This window comes from Microcoleus sp. B9-D4 (assembly GCF_036705105.1).
Lineage (GTDB): Bacteria > Cyanobacteriota > Cyanobacteriia > Cyanobacteriales > Microcoleaceae > Microcoleus.
Genome location: NZ_JAUBTS010000055.1, coordinates 1 through 17,127, shown reverse-complemented (window position 1 = coordinate 17,127; position 17,127 = coordinate 1). Strand labels below are relative to the sequence as shown.

General features: G+C 45.1%; 14 protein-coding genes. 11 read left to right on the top strand and 3 right to left on the bottom strand.

What is annotated here, in order from left to right:
• Positions 1-28: 28 nt before the first annotated feature.
• Positions 29-925, bottom strand: a complete 897-nt coding sequence (gene menA, locus QUB24_RS25355) for a 2-carboxy-1,4-naphthoquinone phytyltransferase (protein WP_333156359.1) — start codon at positions 923-925, stop codon at positions 29-31.
• A gap of 383 nt (positions 926-1,308) precedes the next feature.
• Here menA and QUB24_RS25350 point away from each other — a divergent pair, with 383 nt between their 5' ends.
• Positions 1,309-2,742: an isochorismate synthase gene (locus tag QUB24_RS25350; RefSeq protein WP_333156358.1), complete on the top strand. Its 1,434-nt coding sequence runs from the start codon at positions 1,309-1,311 to the stop codon at positions 2,740-2,742.
• 15 nt (positions 2,743-2,757) lie between these two features.
• Positions 2,758-4,812, top strand: a complete 2,055-nt coding sequence (gene menD / locus QUB24_RS25345) for a 2-succinyl-5-enolpyruvyl-6-hydroxy-3-cyclohexene-1-carboxylic-acid synthase (RefSeq protein ID WP_333156356.1) — start codon at positions 2,758-2,760, stop codon at positions 4,810-4,812.
• Positions 4,813-4,943: 131 nt separating this feature from the next.
• Here menD and grxC read toward each other — a convergent pair whose 3' ends face one another.
• Positions 4,944-5,258, bottom strand: a complete 315-nt coding sequence (grxC, locus tag QUB24_RS25340; RefSeq protein WP_333156389.1) for a glutaredoxin 3 — start codon at positions 5,256-5,258, stop codon at positions 4,944-4,946.
• A gap of 251 nt (positions 5,259-5,509) precedes the next feature.
• On the opposite strand from grxC, the gene QUB24_RS25335 reads away from it, so the two are divergent.
• The gene (locus QUB24_RS25335) at positions 5,510-5,725 is read left to right on the top strand and encodes a hypothetical protein (protein WP_333052699.1); all 216 of its coding nucleotides are present in this window, start codon (positions 5,510-5,512) and stop codon (positions 5,723-5,725) included.
• A 174-nt stretch (positions 5,726-5,899) separates the two neighbouring features.
• On the opposite strand, the gene QUB24_RS25330 is transcribed toward QUB24_RS25335, so the two are convergent.
• Positions 5,900-6,760, bottom strand: coding sequence for a WYL domain-containing protein (locus QUB24_RS25330; protein ID WP_333156355.1), 861 nt, complete (start codon positions 6,758-6,760; stop codon positions 5,900-5,902).
• Between the two features lie 161 nt (positions 6,761-6,921).
• Between QUB24_RS25330 and QUB24_RS25325 the strand changes: the two genes are divergently transcribed.
• The 8 genes from QUB24_RS25325 to cas2 all read left to right on the top strand — a co-directional run bounded on the left by QUB24_RS25325 (position 6,922) and on the right by cas2 (position 17,048).
• A complete protein-coding gene (locus QUB24_RS25325) occupies positions 6,922-9,624 on the top strand; it encodes a CRISPR-associated protein Csc3 (RefSeq protein WP_333156354.1) in 2,703 nt (900 codons plus the stop codon).
• A gap of 17 nt (positions 9,625-9,641) precedes the next feature.
• Positions 9,642-10,661 (top strand): type I-D CRISPR-associated protein Cas7/Csc2, encoded by a 1,020-nt coding sequence (gene cas7d / locus QUB24_RS25320; protein ID WP_333156352.1) that lies wholly within the window; start codon positions 9,642-9,644, stop codon positions 10,659-10,661.
• A 3-nt stretch (positions 10,662-10,664) separates the two neighbouring features.
• On the top strand, positions 10,665-11,426 hold the full coding sequence (gene cas5d / locus QUB24_RS25315; RefSeq protein ID WP_333156351.1) for a type I-D CRISPR-associated protein Cas5/Csc1: 762 nt from the start codon (positions 10,665-10,667) through the stop codon (positions 11,424-11,426).
• Complete coding sequence (gene cas3 / locus QUB24_RS25310) at positions 11,419-13,704, top strand: type I-D CRISPR-associated helicase Cas3' (protein ID WP_333156350.1); 2,286 nt, start codon at positions 11,419-11,421, stop codon at positions 13,702-13,704. The genes cas5d and cas3 overlap by 8 nt, the downstream gene beginning before the upstream one ends.
• Positions 13,705-13,733: 29 nt before the next feature.
• Entirely contained in the window at positions 13,734-14,615 is an 882-nt protein-coding gene (cas6, locus tag QUB24_RS25305) for a CRISPR-associated endoribonuclease Cas6 (RefSeq protein ID WP_333156349.1), read from the top strand.
• A gap of 264 nt (positions 14,616-14,879) precedes the next feature.
• Positions 14,880-15,473, top strand: coding sequence for a CRISPR-associated protein Cas4 (cas4, locus tag QUB24_RS25300; RefSeq protein WP_333156348.1), 594 nt, complete (start codon positions 14,880-14,882; stop codon positions 15,471-15,473).
• Positions 15,474-15,768: 295 nt separating this feature from the next.
• The gene (cas1d, locus tag QUB24_RS25295; RefSeq protein WP_333156347.1) at positions 15,769-16,770 is read left to right on the top strand and encodes a type I-D CRISPR-associated endonuclease Cas1d; all 1,002 of its coding nucleotides are present in this window, start codon (positions 15,769-15,771) and stop codon (positions 16,768-16,770) included.
• A gap of 2 nt (positions 16,771-16,772) precedes the next feature.
• The gene (gene cas2 / locus QUB24_RS25290) at positions 16,773-17,048 is read left to right on the top strand and encodes a CRISPR-associated endonuclease Cas2 (protein WP_333156346.1); all 276 of its coding nucleotides are present in this window, start codon (positions 16,773-16,775) and stop codon (positions 17,046-17,048) included.
• Positions 17,049-17,127: the final 79 nt, after the last annotated feature.

The following is a 17,127-nucleotide window of genomic DNA, read 5'->3' as shown; positions in this document are numbered from 1 at the left end:
ATTTTACCCGAATTCTCGATCGCCCGATCTACAAAGCAAACCCCAACGCCAGCAGCAATCCGCTCGAAAAATGCAGCGTAACTGCGATAAACTTAGAGTTGCTGACATGAGCAGGTTGGTCGTGATAGTCTGTGACATGGCGGCAAAGATCGATCGCAAATGGCAAACTCCCAAAAATCAACAGCGTCCAAATTGGGAACATTCCCAAAGCCACAAATAGCACAGTCAAAGCATAAACGCTGCCGCATAACCACTGCAACAACTGAGCACCTTTTTTCGTACCGAGTCGCACAATCGGCGATTTTTTCCCCGCCGCCAAATCGTCCTCTACTTGGTGGAAGTGGGAACAAAATAAGATGATACTCGTTGTAATTCCCACGATTGCAGAACCCACAAAATTAGTTGCCGACCAAGTTTGAGTTTGACTGTAATAAGCAGCGGCGAAGGCTAGCGGCCCGAAGGTGAAAAAGCAGATTATTTCCCCCAAACCTTGATAGCCAAGACGAAACGGAGGCCCTTGATAAGTGTAGCCCAGAGCACAGCACAAAACTACTAGCAAAATTACTGTTGGGTCTTTTTGCCACCAGCTTATGGCAAAGATTCCAGACACTCCGACTGCTAAAAACAGGTTTGCCAGCCCGAAAATTAAAGCTTTATTTCCGGTTAAATTAACTAGGGAATGCGCTTTGTTTTTATCGATGCCTGTTTCCGAGTCAAATACATCATTGCTGAGATTCAGCCATGCTATAATCAAAATGGCTGAAATTAAAAATGTCGAAAAAATTGAGGAATTAATCGTTTGAGTTTCGGCAAAAGCAACTGCTGTTCCTACTGAAATAGGAATCACCGCAACGCTGTACATGGGCGGCTTGATTGCCGCCAGCCACAATTTACTATTTGGACGTTCAATTAACTTTGTTGTCATCACACAAACTTGATTCAATTGATAGCAGCGTAGTAATTTTACAATTTTATTGGTGAAGAAACTCTACTCTGTATCGGGTTGAGTGCGCGGCGGACATCCACACAGAGGCTGTGGCGGTACTCAAACAGCGCAAGTAGCCCGTGTGTAAACCTCTGCGGGGGGCGATCGACTTTTGGGAAATTTAGCCGATCGATCTTAAAGTTTTGTGTCTAAATGTTTCGATTGATCGCCCGACGGTCGGTTTTTTTCCCCAACAGAGCCCAAACAGGGAGGGAAACTCAAAAGGTCGTGTTTTGCGATCGCCCTCCCGTGCTTAGATCGAAATAGGGGTTTTAGCCGGACAAACCCACACTCTATCTGACAAATCTGCTATTCTCGCTTTCATGACAGTAATACCGCACCGCGCTAATCTCTTGCAAGACCGCAATCAACTGCATCAGTTTCTGTTAAATTGCCAGCAGTCTTTAACTGAAAAAGATCGCACAAAAATAGTTAGTATTTCTCAGGAAATTTACCCCCTCGATCCGCTAGCTGTACTGCAAGAGATTTCCGAACCTTGTCAGCGGCACTTTTACTTTGAAAAAAGAGACCCCATTGTCGGCAAAAGTTTTGCAATTGCCGCCCTTGATTCGGCAATCCATCTCACCGTAGCAGGAACCGATCGATTTGTGGCAGCTCAAAACTTTATTCGTTCAACAGTTGCCAATACAATTACCATTGGTGCGGAACGCTTGCCATTTAGCGGGCCTCACTTTTTTTGTAGCTTTGCTTTTTTTGATGAGAACATTGCTGCTAATTCTTACTTTCCGCCCGCCACCATATTTTTACCAAAATGGCAAATTACCAGACAGAAAGATAGCTGCATTCTCGTCGCAAATGCAATCATAGAAAAAGATCGAAACGTTAAAAACATTGCTGAAAATATTTGGCAAACCTTTGATAAAATTGAATCTCGCAAATACCATAAACTAACTACTGCGATCGACAGTTCGATATCTTTGAAACAAATCCCCGTCAATGATGCTAGTCAATTTAAAACATCAGTCAAGTCGGCTTTAGAATTGATCGCCTCTAAATATTTTAGTAAAATTGTTTTATCCCAAGCAATCAATGTGATTTCTCAAACCCCTTTCAGTTTAATAGATTCATTAAACAACTTGCGCCTCAGCTATCCAGATTGCTATGTATTTTCAACCAGTAACGGCAAAGGACAAAATTTTATCGGTGCTAGTCCAGAACGCTTAATTAGCATTCACAACAATCAGTTATTAACAGATGCTTTAGCAGGTTCAGCACCGAGAGGAAAAACTGAGGCGGGAGATGCGAAATTAGCCCAAGGATTGCTAGAGAGTGAGAAGGATATTCGCGAACATCAAGTTGTGATTGACTTTATTGTCGATCGCCTGTCTAAACTCGGCATAACTCCCAAATTTTCCCCAGTGCCCAGACTGCTGCAACTATCAAACATTCAGCATTTGTGGACACCTATAACAGCTCAAATTCCCCCTGATATTCATTTATTAAAGATTTTAGCTCAACTGCATCCAACCCCAGCGGTAGCGGGCGTGCCGAGAGATATTGCCCTCGAACAAATTCGCCGCTGCGAAAGCTGCGATCGCTCTTTGTACGCAGCACCCCTGGGCTGGATCGATCGCAGAGGAAACGGCGAATTTGCCGTCGGCATTCGCTCGGCATTAATCGATGGCGATCGGGCTATACTTTATGCTGGTGCTGGTATTGTTGCCGGTTCGGAACCCGAAAAAGAACTAGCAGAAATTCAGCTCAAATTACAACCACTTTTAAATGCTTTAGTTTAGCAATATATTATAAAAATGATTGATTTTCGCAATACCAACACTCTCTGGTCTTCAATATTAGCAGAGACATTGCAACGACTGGGATTAACTACCGCCGTCATTTGTCCCGGTTCGCGATCGGCACCGCTAACAATAGCTTTTGCCCTGAACAACAAAATAGAAACTATTCCCATACTCGACGAACGTTCAGCCAGCTTTTTTGCATTAGGAATTGCCAAAAAATCCTCTTTGCCAACAGCACTAATTTGCACATCTGGAACCGCAGCCGCCAACTTTTATCCTGCGATAATAGAAGCCAGAGAAAGTCGAATTCCACTGCTAATATTCACCGCCGATCGACCTCCCGAACTGCGGGACTGTCACGCCGGACAAGCGATCAACCAAGTGAAAATCTACGGCAATTATCCGAACTGGCAAGCCGAATTAGCGATCCCTTCTGCGTCCACAGGAATGCTAGACTATCTGCGGCAGACGATCGTGTATGCTTGGGAGCGATCGCAATTTCCAACACCAGGCCCCGTCCACCTCAACATCCCCTTTCGCGACCCGCTTATACCCATTCCAGACATAGCTGTAGAAGCTTTAGAAAAACAATTCAATCCCGAAGATTTTTTTGCAGGATTAGAACCGATTGTTGCAGGAGAAAGCTCTACCCCCCCCAGCCCCCCCTTGTTAAGGGGGGGAGAAAGAAGTGCAATAGAACCGATTGTTGCAGGAGAAAGCTCTACCCCCCCCAGCCCCCCCTTGTTAAGGGGGGGAGAACAAAGTACAATGCAACAATGGCAAAAGTGCGATCGAGGGATTATTATTGCAGGCGTTGCACAGCCTCTATTTGCCGAAAAATACTGTAGTGCGATCGCCCAAATTTCCAAATCTTTAAACTGGCCAGTTTTAGCAGAAGGACTATCTCCAGCTAGAAACTACGCCCAACTAAACCCCCATCTAATTTATACCTACGATTTAATCCTGCGAAACCGCGAACTAGCAGATAAATTAACCCCAGAAATCGCCATTCAAATCGGAGACTTACCCACAAGCAAAGAACTGCGAAACTGGCTAGACAAAACCCAACCAAAACGCTACATAATCGACCCCAGCCACCACAACTTCGATCCCTTACACGGCAAAACAATTCACCTGCGAACCTCCCCAGAAAATCTCGCAACTAATCTCGCAACTATATTAACTCTTGTCCCCCCCCTAAACAAAGGCGAGTCAACTCTTGTCCCCCCCCTTATTAAGGGGGGGTTAGGGGGGGATCGATCCCCTGCTACCACTAATATATCCCCTCAAATCCCCCCCCTAAACAAGGACAAATCAACTCAAATCCCCCCCCTAAACAAGGACAAATCAACTCAAATCCCCCCCCTTAGCAAGGGGGGGTTAGGGGGGGTTCAAACCTCTCCCTCAAACGAATACCTCCAACTTTGGCGCAACACCGAAATCCAAGTCAGACAAACAATAGACCAAAAAATATCAGCAATTAACACCATAATCGAGCCCAAAGTTTCCTGGCTGCTTTCCCAGATTTTGCCACCTGGAACACCGATATTTATTGCCAACAGTATGCCCGTCAGAGATGTCGAGTTTTTCTGGAAGCCAAACAACTTAGAAATAAAACCGTTTTTCAATCGCGGCGCTAATGGTATAGACGGCACATTATCAACAGCTTTGGGAGTTGCTCACCGCAATCAAAGCAGCATCATGCTAACAGGCGATTTAACACTTTTACACGATACAAACGGTTTTTTAATTAAAAATAAATTTGTCGGTCATTTGACCATTATATTAATTAATAACAACGGCGGCGGAATTTTTGAAATGTTGCCCGTTGCCAAATTTGACCCGCCCTTTGAAGAGTTTTTTGCCACGCCGCAGCATATCAACTTTGCTCAGTTGTGTGCAACTTATGGCGTGGAACACGAGGTAATTGGCGATTGGGAACAGTTAAAACAAAAATTAAGTTTTTTGCCAAATAGCGGGATTCGCGTCTTAGAAATGCAAACAGACAGGCGCGCAGATGCTAAATGGCGGCAAGATAATCTAAGTAAATTTGCCAAAGATTTGTAGTCAGGACTTTTGTCAATAAGCCTTTCGCGGGCGGGCTTTCCGGCCCAACCCCTACTCCCCACAAGCAGAAAATTCACTCTTTGTGGAACAGGCCGGAAAGCCTGTTCTTGCGAATGCTGCAATATCTCAGTTTAAACTGCTGGTTGAGCTAGCAGCGGATCTAACTGTCCTTCTGCATCGAGTTTGTGAATGTCATCGCAACCGCCTACGTGTTGGTTATTAATGAAAATTTGGGGTACGCTGCGCCGTCCGTTAGCCCGATCGGCCATTGCTTTTCTAGCGGCTTCATCGCCATCAATTTTGTATTCCGTGAAATTTACGCCTTTCCACCACAGCAAAGTTTTTGCCCGGATGCAGTAGGGACAGGTTTGCCAAGTATAGATTTCCACATTGGCTTTGATGCGATCGGGCTTGCGGCCCAAGAGAGGATTGAGAAAATCAAGCATTTTCAGTACGGGGGTAAGGGTGGAACTCATTTAGAAATCATACCAAATGTATAAATTCCGCTGGTATGGGCGCATCCGGCAGAGGTGGGTTTTAAGCTGTCGGGCGATCGTCCTATGACCCAAGTCACAACTTTACTCTACTCGGATCACTTGCTTTCACCCCTGACAATCACCTTCGCGGCCTCATTAATATCACTGATCTTTTCGGGAAACAAGGAGATGATTAAAACATCGAATTCAACCGCACTGCCATGAACCCCGTACAACTCCTCCCCGGCGCTATCTCTGAAATCCTCGCTTCTGTAACCGATACAGGCGTTTTGACCCTGGCGGATCGCTACGGTTTGATGGCCGCCACCTTCGACGACTCTCTGAATGACGAAGACAGAGGCTGTGTCAACCGCTTGCTGCGGGCGGTGCTCAGAGGCCGAGTCCAAGTAGTCAACGAACTTTCAGCAGCATTCTAATCGGGATTTGAAGTTTTGTTCTGAAGGCAAGGTAAGTCAGCAGTAGATAAAAATAGTGGAAACTCAGGCAGGAGTTGAAGCAGCGGTAATTTGAATTCAGTTTAAAAGTTTTCTCCTCTAACTCAACAACGGTTTATTTGTCAAAGCAGCCTTTACCGGCTGCTTTTTTTTGATCTAATCGCGGATTTCCAGGTTGTACTGGCGGCAGAGGGCGATCAGTTTTTGTTGGAATCGATCGCGCACGCTGTCTGGAGAGACAATCACGCAATCTTCCCAATACCGGGATACCTCTCGTATCAGCCAAAAAGGATTAGAGACATTCCGCACGACTTGGCGGATATCTCCCACGACTTCATTGCTGATATCTCTTGCCCTCGGATCGTAGGCGTTCACCATGCCACGATAAAAGTGTAAGTACACTTTTAAATAATCCAAGCCTTCATCGCGCCACTTTCCGTCCGTTTTGACGATCGACTGAATGCGATCGAACCGCAGACAGCGATTGTGGATGAGTTCGGGATAATCGGGATTTTTGATGTCATCAGTCTCTTCGCACCAAATTTCTAGGTAAAAGCGCTTTTCTTCAAAGGAAATCTCGGCATAGCGCGCTGTATATGCCAAATTCTCTCCTTTGGGATTGCGGTACAGAACCAGAAAGGGTTGTGCGTCGTTGATGTATTCTTCGGCTTGAATGCGCCACGCTGCGGTGGGCTGGATGACTTGTTGGAGGAGGGATTGGCGCAGGGGGGCTGCGAGGTTTCCGCGACTTACAAGCAGTTGTGAGACCGATCGCGCTTGCTCAACATAGCCTGAGTCGATCAGCAGTCTGATGCCTTGTTGTAAGGCTGCGACTTCGGTGGAGTTGAGGGTGAAGGGTTCACCAACTTCTAACTTGTGCTGGGCGATCGCGACCAATAACCCCGATACGCTGGGACTTTTGCCCCATTTGATACCGAGGCGAAGGGCGATCGCCTCTAGCTGTTCCTTCGTTTCCGGCGGGACTGAAAGGGTGAGTGCTTCTTTTTTTCGCGGCATTTTTCAAAATATACTTGCACTTATAAAAATACGTGCTATATTGATTTTATTGTAAATAGTAATAGCCTACACACCCAGAAAGTACAATCATTGCACTTACAGAAGTTGTTGGCAACTCAAAAGCTTGTCCCAAGCAGGAAATTTTACATGAGGAATCGATCGTGTCAAACCAGCGCCGACTTTTGAACCGTCCTCCCAAAACCTTAGAAGAACGGTATTTCAGCGAAATTCGCCCAATGCTGTACGAGCGCCTTGCCGCTGAGCCCGGGCGTGGCGTCAGGGAAGGGACAACCCTTGCAGAACATCTCGACTCAGCCTGTCAGTTCATGTTGACAGTCAGCCGCATCGGGGGAGTGCCCGAAGACAAGCGACCTGTACTGCTAGCAGCAACAGCCGTTCACGACCTCAACAAATTAGATTCCCAAGAACGGAATGTCAAAACTTTAGCCAGAAATCGAACTTTCTTGCAAGAACAGCTAGAAAAAGCTTGCGTACTCAGCTTTATTGTCACAGAAAATGACTTTGAATTAGCCAGAAAGTTGATAGAACGCCACTCAGGTCACAACCGCAGCGATGCGGCGATATTTTTACCCGAAGATCCCGCGATCGATCGGTGGGCCGCAATGTTAATAGGGGCGGATTTATTCGATTTAGGAATTCCCGAATCAGAACGTTTTCGGAAAGTTCAAACAGAATTAACCGTTGCCTTTAATCGTCCCAGTAAACTTTTTCGAGTGCGGGTATCTGAAGACAGAGGTTACATCACAGCTTTGTTACTTGGGGCTTGCGAAGAAGTTTTGCAAAAATACGGGTTGACGACCTTAGCAATTTTTCCAGATGGAGAACTGTTTGAAGGAGAAAACTTACCAACAGTTGATTTAACAACAGAGATAGCCACTTGTTGGCAAGCAAAAATCGACCTAGTTTTTGGTAATAATATCGAACGGTTGGTACGGGCGACCAAAGATGGGATTAAAATTGCTCAATCAGCCATCCAGCAAAATGTTGAGGAAGTGCTGCTAAACGTGCAGGCTTTATTGGAGAAGAAAAAAGCTGGATTCAAGGCGGATAAAATCAATAAAGATATTGCCAAATGGGGCGATTCTGCGGGTGCAGATGCCGTGCAAAACGCAGCAGCCGTTGGTTTGCTGCCCGTTGGCAATGCAGAAGAATTTGCGATCGCCGAAGGATTGAAAGCGGCTTATCTCAGCTATCGAGAAGCAGGAATTAATCCGAAAGAAGTTTGGGACAAAATTGCCGATCGTGTTGGCATTTCACAACAGCAAAGAGCAGCACTTGAACCTTTTAACGGACAATACGGGCGACCTTTATTTGCAGCCAAAGCCGCTCAAAAAGGATTAGAGGGCATTCTCGAAGCACTGCGCGAATCTTTCCAACTGAGAAAAGAAAGCACGCACAAACCCGAGGCATCTGAGGCTTCAGAAGAAATCGTGGCAGCAGTTGCCATAATTTTAAGTTTACCGATTGCAATTCAATGGAACGGAATTGACGAACTGAATGCTTATATAGAAGCAAATCCTCGCAAACGCTGTTCTCTTGGGTCTACTTTCAGCGAAACAGACGACTTAGTTTCTGGCAATATGCCGCCCGGTACAAAAGTTCAAGTTTTCTCAAATCGCTTACCCGGTGGAAGCAGTGCAGAACCAAAAAGGCAAGCAGACTCAATGGCAGCCTTGGCTTATCAGTTAATGGCTATCGGGGCAAATTTTCCGGCTGCTAATAAAAAAGACCCGATCTATTTGCACCTAGCATTACCGAAAGGTTCTTCTCCAGAATTACTGAGGATTTGGCGAGAACATTTAAAACAACTAGCCGCTACAAATGCTGAAGGCGGTACAGTAACAGTTGACGAGTTTAAGCTGTACAAAGACAACATTCTAGAATTTAAAGCTAACAAAGTTGTAGGAATTGCCTTTCCCAAACGTCCAGAATTTATCCATGCAACTGTTACCGAAGCCATAGTTTGGGGAGATGCTAATGCTTCTGTTGCTTTGCTAAAGTCACTGCGACTAGCTTTAGAACTATCTTTGTCTTTAGAATTTGGCTTTCCCTTTACCCTCAGCAGCAACTTAGAAGTAGAAATATCATCAGATATTTACGGGCGAGTAGAGGGAATTCCGGCTGCACTCCAAACTTTGCTAGAAAGCGGACAATACAGCCGTCAAGAAGCCGAGAAAATTCTCAAGCGGCTGCGCTGTATCGGCCAACTAGCGATCGCAGTTGCCAGCATTCAGAAAGCCGATGATTGTTTGTACGATTTAGCCCGTGCAGCAGCACAACCTTTTGACCTTTATTATGTGCTGCTGCGTTGGGCTTTGCGAGAACAAGATGAACCTAATCTGAGTGTAATTTGGAGTCGCATTCGCGATCCGTTGAATAGTTTACTGGAGAGTCTTATGCCCAATGAAAATGCACTTTTAACCCAATATCTCAAAGAAGCTGCTCAAATTGCGGCCACTGCTAACCTCAAAGGAAGTTCTTTCAAACGCACGTCTTTAGCAGAACCATTCACTGATTTTACAGCAGCAGTCCGCTCCCAAAAGCCTTACATGGATTTAGAGTTTATGTTCGCCTCTCTAGTGCAGCAGTACCACACTCGCCTCAAACGAATTCGTGACTATGAGCCAGGAGCAGCTAAATTTGAGCAGCTTAAGCAGTATTACAATGTGCTGCGAAAAATGTATGAAGAAATTTACCAAGCCCGCCCCGATAAACTTCTCTCCGATAAAGACAAACTTGAAGCTGCATATTTGTTCTTCTGGCAAGAAGCATATCAGCAGCTTCCCAAAAGAAAGTCTGAAGATAACTCAGATGATTCTGTTGAAACCATCACATCTATCTAATTAATTAGGAGGTTCCCATGTCAATTAACAAACTGAATCCTGTTCTTGCTCCCACTTACGAAAATTTTCCCAAAGGGCGCATTGTCAGTTTAGTTGTTCTCAGGACAACCCAGTCTGAAACTATTTTTCGCACAGAAGGTTCTGGGGAACCAATGTGCAGCGAATTTGTGCCTGCTGGTTTACAAGATAAAAAGACAATCGTGCAACGTTTGGTGATGACTAAGCGCAAGCAGGTAGCACCAGAAAGGCGGCGAGGGCGCGAATTCTTAAGGGCGCACGAACTTCTTTATACAAGTCCGAAAGAAGGAGCTCTTTGTTCGCTAAACACCAATGCACCTTGCGAAATGTGCGTCGATTGTTTTCTGTACGGTTTTGCTGCTGGAGGCGGCGGCGCTCAAAAAAGCCGAGTTTGGACTGAAGATGCTTTTAGTATTTTGACGACTGCTCAAGCTGTAGGCGATCGCACAATCAATGCTATCTTTGAAAACGGCACAATGCGCGATGAAAATGGCAAAGCATCAACCGCTTTAAATACCAGTGAATATATCAAACCTGGAGTCCACTTTATTGATGTCGTCACCCTCAAAGATGTCACGACTGACGAGTTGCGCTATGTCATCGGCAACATTCTGTTAACAAGTCGCTACGGCGCTGTTTCCAGCCGAGTTGGACGGATGGAAAACCAAATATTAGGAGTCTTTGGCAGCATTGCAGAACTACCTAGTTCTCTCGAATTGGTACAAGCTACTTATGATGCTTTGCCAAAGCCGTTAGAGCATCCTTTCGATACTGATGATTTGAGTGCAGCAATCAAGCAAGTCATTTCAAATTGGACTAACAAGCGCGGAGTTTCGATGCAGCTTTCTGAAGATGAATTAACAAGTTTAATTGAAGACGTAGACCGCCACTGGTCTGAAACAGAACGCGATAATTTTCTCAAGCGATTGGATAAATCCTACCAGCCTTTCCGTCTACCTCCTGCTGAGAAAAAGGGCAAAGGCAAAAGTAAAAAGACACCTGTAGAAACAGAGAGTTAATCTATGTCAACACTTCCGTTTAAAAAGGCAAAAATAGTCGAGCTGTGGTGTGCAGAACCAGTTTTTTTTGCCTCTAGGGAGTTGTCTGATACCTATTACACTGAAGGTGCGATCGGGAACTATGCTCTTGCCTATGCTTTTGGCTGGGTAAGTTCCCCCTATCGCCTTCAAGGTGAGGCAACAGGACGACCAACCTACAAAGAAGATTTAGAACCCATAGCACAAGCTTGTTATGTATTGCCCGCTTCACCACTCAACGGCAGAGTAACATTCAGATTTGAGCGGTTCAATGCACTTTCTGATGCTTATTGGTACGCGATGACTAATAACCGCGTCGCTACAGCCCGTGAAGATTTACCAATCCAAAGACAAGGAAAAAAACCGAGTTCATTTCGAGCAAGTAATTTTCCTCAAACCGGACGGTTGCGGATGATTGAACGCGGCAACAAATTTCAGACTTTGGTGTTGGGAAATTGCGAATTACCGGATTACATTCGCTTGGGTAAATTCATGAGTAAAGTCAAGGTGAATGTTTTATCTGAACTTGAAATAGCTCTTTTGCAGAGTGGCGATTATCAAAGTCAGGCTTATTTAAGTGTAGCTGATTTACCGCCAAATTTAGAGCTTTTGTCATTTGATTTAATTTCCATGCCACCAGCACCTTTGTTGAAAAACCTTTCTTTCCGAGGTGCAGCTTGGCAGATTGGTGAAATGATTGTTCCCGCCAATTTATATTTTTGTTGTGGAGGCAGACAAAATGGCTAAGGAAAAGTTAGTTACAAAGCTAGAACCTCGAAGTATTTCAGCTTGTGCATCGCTGCCAAATGAGTTGGCATTTATGAAAAATGCACTACAGCATCAAGTTAATGTATTTGAACAATCTCGAAACGCTGATATTGTTCTCGATTTGTCTCCAACTGGTACTGGAAAAACTCAAGCTGCACTAGCAGTGCTAAAGCACAATCCAACTCAAAGTGCTGTCTATATTGCGCCAACTAATGCTTTAGTCGAGCAACAGCGGGAAGCTGCCGAAAAGTTTGTCCGCGCCGCAGGTTTGCGTCACGTTGTGAAATCTGCTTCTGCTAAAGAAGTGAGGGAATGGCCTAATGATAAAGTTGGCAATCGTCCGGGTGAGAAGCTGTACAATGTACTGCGAAATCCGGCTACAGTTTTCTCGGATGTAGGGGCAGATATACCAATTATTTTGGTGACAAATCCTGACATTTTCTACTACGCGACTTTTTTTGCCTACAACAAGAACGATCGCACAAACATCGCCAGTGCTTTTTACCAAAAGTTTGGTACTGTGATTTTTGATGAATTTCATTTATATGACGCCAAACAGCTAGTTAGTTTGCTGTTTTATCTGGCTTATTCTTACGTTTTCGGCTTTTTTGAATACGGGCGGCGAGTGGTTTTACTGACAGCAACACCGGAACCAGCTTGTGAGTTAGCATTGAAAAATTTAGAGTTCAAGGGTGTCAAAATAGCCTGGATTAATGAAGAAACAAGCAATTCTCATCTTTTACCGTCGCAAACAGCAGTTAATCTTGAATTGCGATCGCAACCTGAAAGAGACGAGTGGTTGCTAGAATTAGCAGAGGAAGTGACTAAACGTTTTCAGGAGAATCCAGATCAAAATGGTGCTGTAATTTTGGATGCTCTTGTTAACATCAACGATCTATACCACTTGTTGAAACAAAGAGGACTTGATAATGTCATCGGTCGAATTACTGGCCCTGCACCTAAAGCAGACAGGAAACGGGCGATGCAATGCCCGATTATTCTAGCAACCAGCACTGTAGATGTCGGATTTAACTTTGAAAGAAATCCTGCACCGAGGCGGCAAAATCTAGATTGGTTGATTTTTTCCAGTCGCGATCGCTTCTCTTTTTGGCAGCGATTGGGACGAGTTGGACGGGTATTGGGCAAGACTGAAACTAATATTGATTCAGAGGCGATCGCTTATTTACCCGATACTGCTTGGGAACAAGGTTTATCCTCTCTCGACTGTTCGAGAGGACGCGCCGCACTCCAACAAATGCTTGACAGTATTCCCTGTCTTGACAAACCTTTTTTAGACGTTTATTGGCGTTCCGAAGCCTTCCTAGAAATTGCTCGTCCTCTGTTAGAACTCGAAGAAAAATTTGAGAATTTACCCGGTATCGAATTAATACTGCAACTTTTCAATACCCTGAAAGAAACACTTGGAGGAAATCGTGACTGGGACTATTACCGCCGCCGAATGCGAACCTTGCGCGGGGCGGAAGATATCGTCAAAGTCTCTGCGAAAAAACTCACTCTCAAAAGCCAGTGGAAATACATCAAAGGCGGTCAAGCTTTTGTCAAAAAGTTCTTAGAAGTTCACTATCCGTTTGAAGTTGAGGAACTAAAAGCAAAAAGAGCTAGCATAGAACAATTTGAAGAGTTGTTTCAAGAGGATGCTGATGCTGGGAAAGAATTAAAAGACTTTGCTGAGATTTGGAGCGCTAGCTATGCACCGCTGTTTCAATTCCGTTCCAGCTTGTTTGAAAGTCTCCCGATCCGCGACCCCCAAGGCTTATTGCTGGATGACTCCGAAGAAACAATTTTAGACCCTCTCCATCTTTTGCGTTATTACGAATTTGCTGAAGATGGCGAATTTGTGGTAGTAACAGCACGCGCTAAAGACACCTATCAATTAAATTTTCGATTGCGGTATCGGGACAGTTCGCAAGATTTTGTCAATAAAGAACTCAACAAGTTAACTGCTTTTCCGAATTGCCGGATCGAACGGCGGCTGGGAAGTGCGATCGTACCAACTCCTTTGCTGAAAGTGTTGGAAAAACATTTGCTACCGGGAGTAATAGTTTGCGGAGTCAAAAATGCTGCTGCTATTTTCCAACTCCGAAAGCAAGGAATTGTGTCCTATCCGATCGTCATTGCTTGTGACGATGCTGAAAAAGAGCATTACAGATTTTTACCCGGATTAGCAGGAATCTTAACTATGGCAATGAAAAGCAAGCAGCTACGTCTTCCAGATGACGAGCCTTTCATCATTTAGAAAATCTACACAACCAACCATTAACCAATATGCCGCACAGCCTAGTCCTCAACATCCTTCCCCTGAACCCAATTCCCCCCGGATACCTCACCGGAAGACACCTGCACGCCCTCTTCCTCACCCTCGTGAGCTCCGTTGACAAAAAACTCGGCGATTACCTCCACGAAGCCACCGCCCAAAAATCCTTCACCCTCAGCCCTTTGCAAACTAAAAAATGCCCTTTCAAAAAACACCATTTCCTGCAATGGGAACACACAGAACCGATTCCAGAACACACCCTTTGTTGGTGGCGGATTACTCTGCTTGATGACACTTTATTTGGCAAGTTAACTCAGCTTTGGCTGAACCTCAATCCGTCGAAGCCGTGGCATCTCGGACCCGCCGATTTGATGATTGCTAAGATTCTCGGAACGCCCCAAGTAGATCAGCCTTGGGCTAATGCTTGCGATTACTCTCAATTGTACGATCGCGCTTCCGAAACTAATCGTTTAATTGCCTTCAGTTTTGCGACTCCTACTACCTTTCGACAGGGCAAATTCGATTCAGTGATTCCTACTAGAGACTGCGTTTTTAACAGTCTCCTCAGCCGCTGGAACAAGTACAGCCCGATCGCACTTCCCGATCTTTCCTTCGATGCACTTTTTTCGACATTTGTCAATATCAGAAGTGAAAGATTGACTAACTATCAAAGCGATTTTGTCGGCATGGTTGGGGAGGTTAGTTATCGGATTTTGGGAGATGTGGAGCCTTTAGTGATTAAGCAAATTAATGCTTTGGCTGATTTTGCTGTTTACTGCGGGGTGGGGAGAAAAACTCCGATGGGGATGGGAATGACTAGACGAATTCCGATCGCACCTTCTCAAAAAATTACCACGCAAAATGCAGAATTATCGTTTCCCATTCAAGGGTAATAGCTTTTTGATTTGTCGTTAAGCCGTTAAGTCCGCCGGGGGTTGAAACCCCCGTCTCATAGCGAAAGTCCTCTAAAGAGGACTGCACCAAACTCTTTTTTATCGAACTCATGAAATCTGCTGTCAATGATTGAATCTTCAGTCGGTTTTTAACCGACTTTAGCTATGAGACAGGGGTTTTAACCCCTGGCGGACTGGCGGACTGGCGGGCCTGACAGGTAAGGAAAAACTTTTGATTCAAACTTATCGTAAACCATCAAAATTATGAATGATTCTGAGTACATTTCGATCGCACTTCTGAACCAATACTCCTACTGTCCCCACCGCTGCTGGCGGATGTCTTGCGCGGGAGAGTTCGCGGATAACCAGTATACCATCGAAGGAACGAGTTTGCACGATCGCGTTCACACGATGGGCGAGATTAACCGGGATGAAACTTGGCAGGTTCGGGCGATTTGGCTGAAGTCGGAAAAGTATAAACTCATTGGTAAATCGGATTTGATTGAGTCGGCTGAGGGTGAGATTTACCCCGTGGAATATAAGCGGGGACGGAAGGGGGAATGGGATAATGATGAGTTGCAGGTTTGCGCTCAAGCGCTTTGTTTGGAGGAGATGACGGGGAAAACTATTGCGACTGGATATGTGTATTACGCGCAATCGCATCAGCGGCAATTAGTGGAGATTTCTGAGGGGTTGAGACAGGAGGCGATCGCAACTATCACCGCTATCCAATTTTTGCTGCAAACTGGCAAAATGCCTACAGCCCATTATAGCAAACGCTGTCAGGGTTGCAGCCTTTATCAGCAATGTTTGCCGCAAGCTGCTGAGAAAGTCCTGCGCTATCAAGAAGCTAGCTGAGCCCAAATCGCCCGGGGTTGAAACCCCTGTCTCACAGCGAAAGTCCTCGCTATGAGGATTGAATATTTTACCGATCGAGCTTGCGAAAATTAACCGGGTTTTTGCGATAACTTTTGGGCGAGTAGACAGAAAATTCATGAAGAAAACGGGTTTTCATGCTCCCGCGTGTAACTGCCGATTAAATTACTTCTTCAGTCGGTTTCAACCGACTTTAGCTTTGAGACAGGGGTTTTAACCCCTGGCGGACTGGCGGACAAATCGAAACACAATCAATACATAAATTTAGGAGTCAATCATGGGAACACTGTATATCAATCAAGATGATGTGTTTATTGGAAAAACAGATGAACGCCTAAATGTCAAGGCAAAGAATCAAATATTACAGGATGTGCCTTTGATTCATTTAGATGGAGTGGTGATTTTGGGACGGGCGACTATTTCGCCGGCGGCGATCGCAGAATTGCTACAACGGAAAATTCCTCTAACTTTTATCACTGATACCGGTCACTATTTGGGTAAGCTGGAACCCGAATTAAGTAAAAACATTTTTGTTCGCAATGCTCAGTGGAAAGCGGCGGGGGAAACTCCCCAAGCTATTCATGTTGTCCGGGGTTTTATTCGGGGGAAATTGAAGAATTATCGCACCAGTTTATCTCAAACTCAGCGGGAACATTCGGAACTAAATTTAGCTTCGGCAATTATGCAGATTTCAAATGCGATCGCCAAACTTGACAAAACTGACAATATTGACTCCTTGCGCGCACAGGAAGGTGCTGGAAGTGCGGCATATTTCAGAGTGTTCAACCAATTAATTCGCGCCGAAGGCTTTGTGTTTAAACCGCGACACCGCCCTGCTACCGATCCGGTGAATTCTTTGATGAATTTTGCTTACACGCTGCTGCGTCACGATGTGCAAAGCGCGATTAACATTGTGGGATTTGACCCTTATTTAGGATACCTTCACCTGCAGCGCTACGGCCGGGTGGGTTTAGCGTTTGATTTGATGGAAGAGTTCCGCCCTTTGGTAGCTGACAGTATCATTTTGAAGGCGATTAACCGCCGGATTCTTACGCCGAATGATTTTACTGTGGAACCTCTAAGTAATGTGGTGCGACTGTCGGAAGCGGGACGGAAAGAGTTTCTGAAGTTGTATGAACAGAAAAAGCAATCTGAGTTTAAGCATCCAGTTTTGAAACGCAAGTGCACTTATCAAGAGGCTTTTGAAATTCAAGGGCGGCTGTTGGCGAAATATTTGATGGGCGAAATTGACAAATATCCACCTTTAGTTTTGTACTAAATATGCACGTTCTGATTTCCTACGATATTTCCGAAGACAAGCGCCGCACAAAGATTCACAAAATGCTGAAATCATACGGGCAGTGGATGCAGTACAGCGTGTTTGAGTGTGCTGATTTGACTGAGACTCAGTACGCTAAGTTACGATCGCGCCTGAACAAAGTCATCAAACCCAACGAAGACAGTATTTTGTTTTTCCCGCTGTGCGCTTGCTGTCAGGGTAAGATCGAACGCATTGGTGGGGTAGTGCCAGTCGATCGCACAATATTTTTTGCTTAGTTTCCGTGAATGGGTAGGTGTTGTGCGATTCGTTGAAACGTGAATCACGGTAATCAGTCCGTACATAACGTTTCCAGCC

What these genes read in the sequence shown, in the direction of transcription:
- cas7d (WP_333156352.1), top strand. Translation starts at nt 9,642, where the DNA reads ATGTCAATTAACAAACTGAATCCTGTTCTTGCTCCCACTTACGAAAAT.
- cas1d (WP_333156347.1), top strand. Translation starts at nt 15,769, where the DNA reads ATGGGAACACTGTATATCAATCAAGATGATGTGTTTATTGGAAAAACA.
- menA (WP_333156359.1), bottom strand. Translation starts at nt 925, where the DNA reads ATGACAACAAAGTTAATTGAACGTCCAAATAGTAAATTGTGGCTGGCG.
- menD (WP_333156356.1), top strand. Translation starts at nt 2,758, where the DNA reads ATGATTGATTTTCGCAATACCAACACTCTCTGGTCTTCAATATTAGCA.
- QUB24_RS25335 (WP_333052699.1), top strand. Translation starts at nt 5,510, where the DNA reads ATGAACCCCGTACAACTCCTCCCCGGCGCTATCTCTGAAATCCTCGCT.
- grxC (WP_333156389.1), bottom strand. Translation starts at nt 5,258, where the DNA reads ATGCTTGATTTTCTCAATCCTCTCTTGGGCCGCAAGCCCGATCGCATC.
- cas6 (WP_333156349.1), top strand. Translation starts at nt 13,734, where the DNA reads ATGCCGCACAGCCTAGTCCTCAACATCCTTCCCCTGAACCCAATTCCC.
- cas2 (WP_333156346.1), top strand. Translation starts at nt 16,773, where the DNA reads ATGCACGTTCTGATTTCCTACGATATTTCCGAAGACAAGCGCCGCACA.
- cas3 (WP_333156350.1), top strand. Translation starts at nt 11,419, where the DNA reads ATGGCTAAGGAAAAGTTAGTTACAAAGCTAGAACCTCGAAGTATTTCA.
- cas4 (WP_333156348.1), top strand. Translation starts at nt 14,880, where the DNA reads ATGAATGATTCTGAGTACATTTCGATCGCACTTCTGAACCAATACTCC.
- QUB24_RS25330 (WP_333156355.1), bottom strand. Translation starts at nt 6,760, where the DNA reads ATGCCGCGAAAAAAAGAAGCACTCACCCTTTCAGTCCCGCCGGAAACG.
- cas5d (WP_333156351.1), top strand. Translation starts at nt 10,665, where the DNA reads ATGTCAACACTTCCGTTTAAAAAGGCAAAAATAGTCGAGCTGTGGTGT.
- QUB24_RS25350 (WP_333156358.1), top strand. Translation starts at nt 1,309, where the DNA reads ATGACAGTAATACCGCACCGCGCTAATCTCTTGCAAGACCGCAATCAA.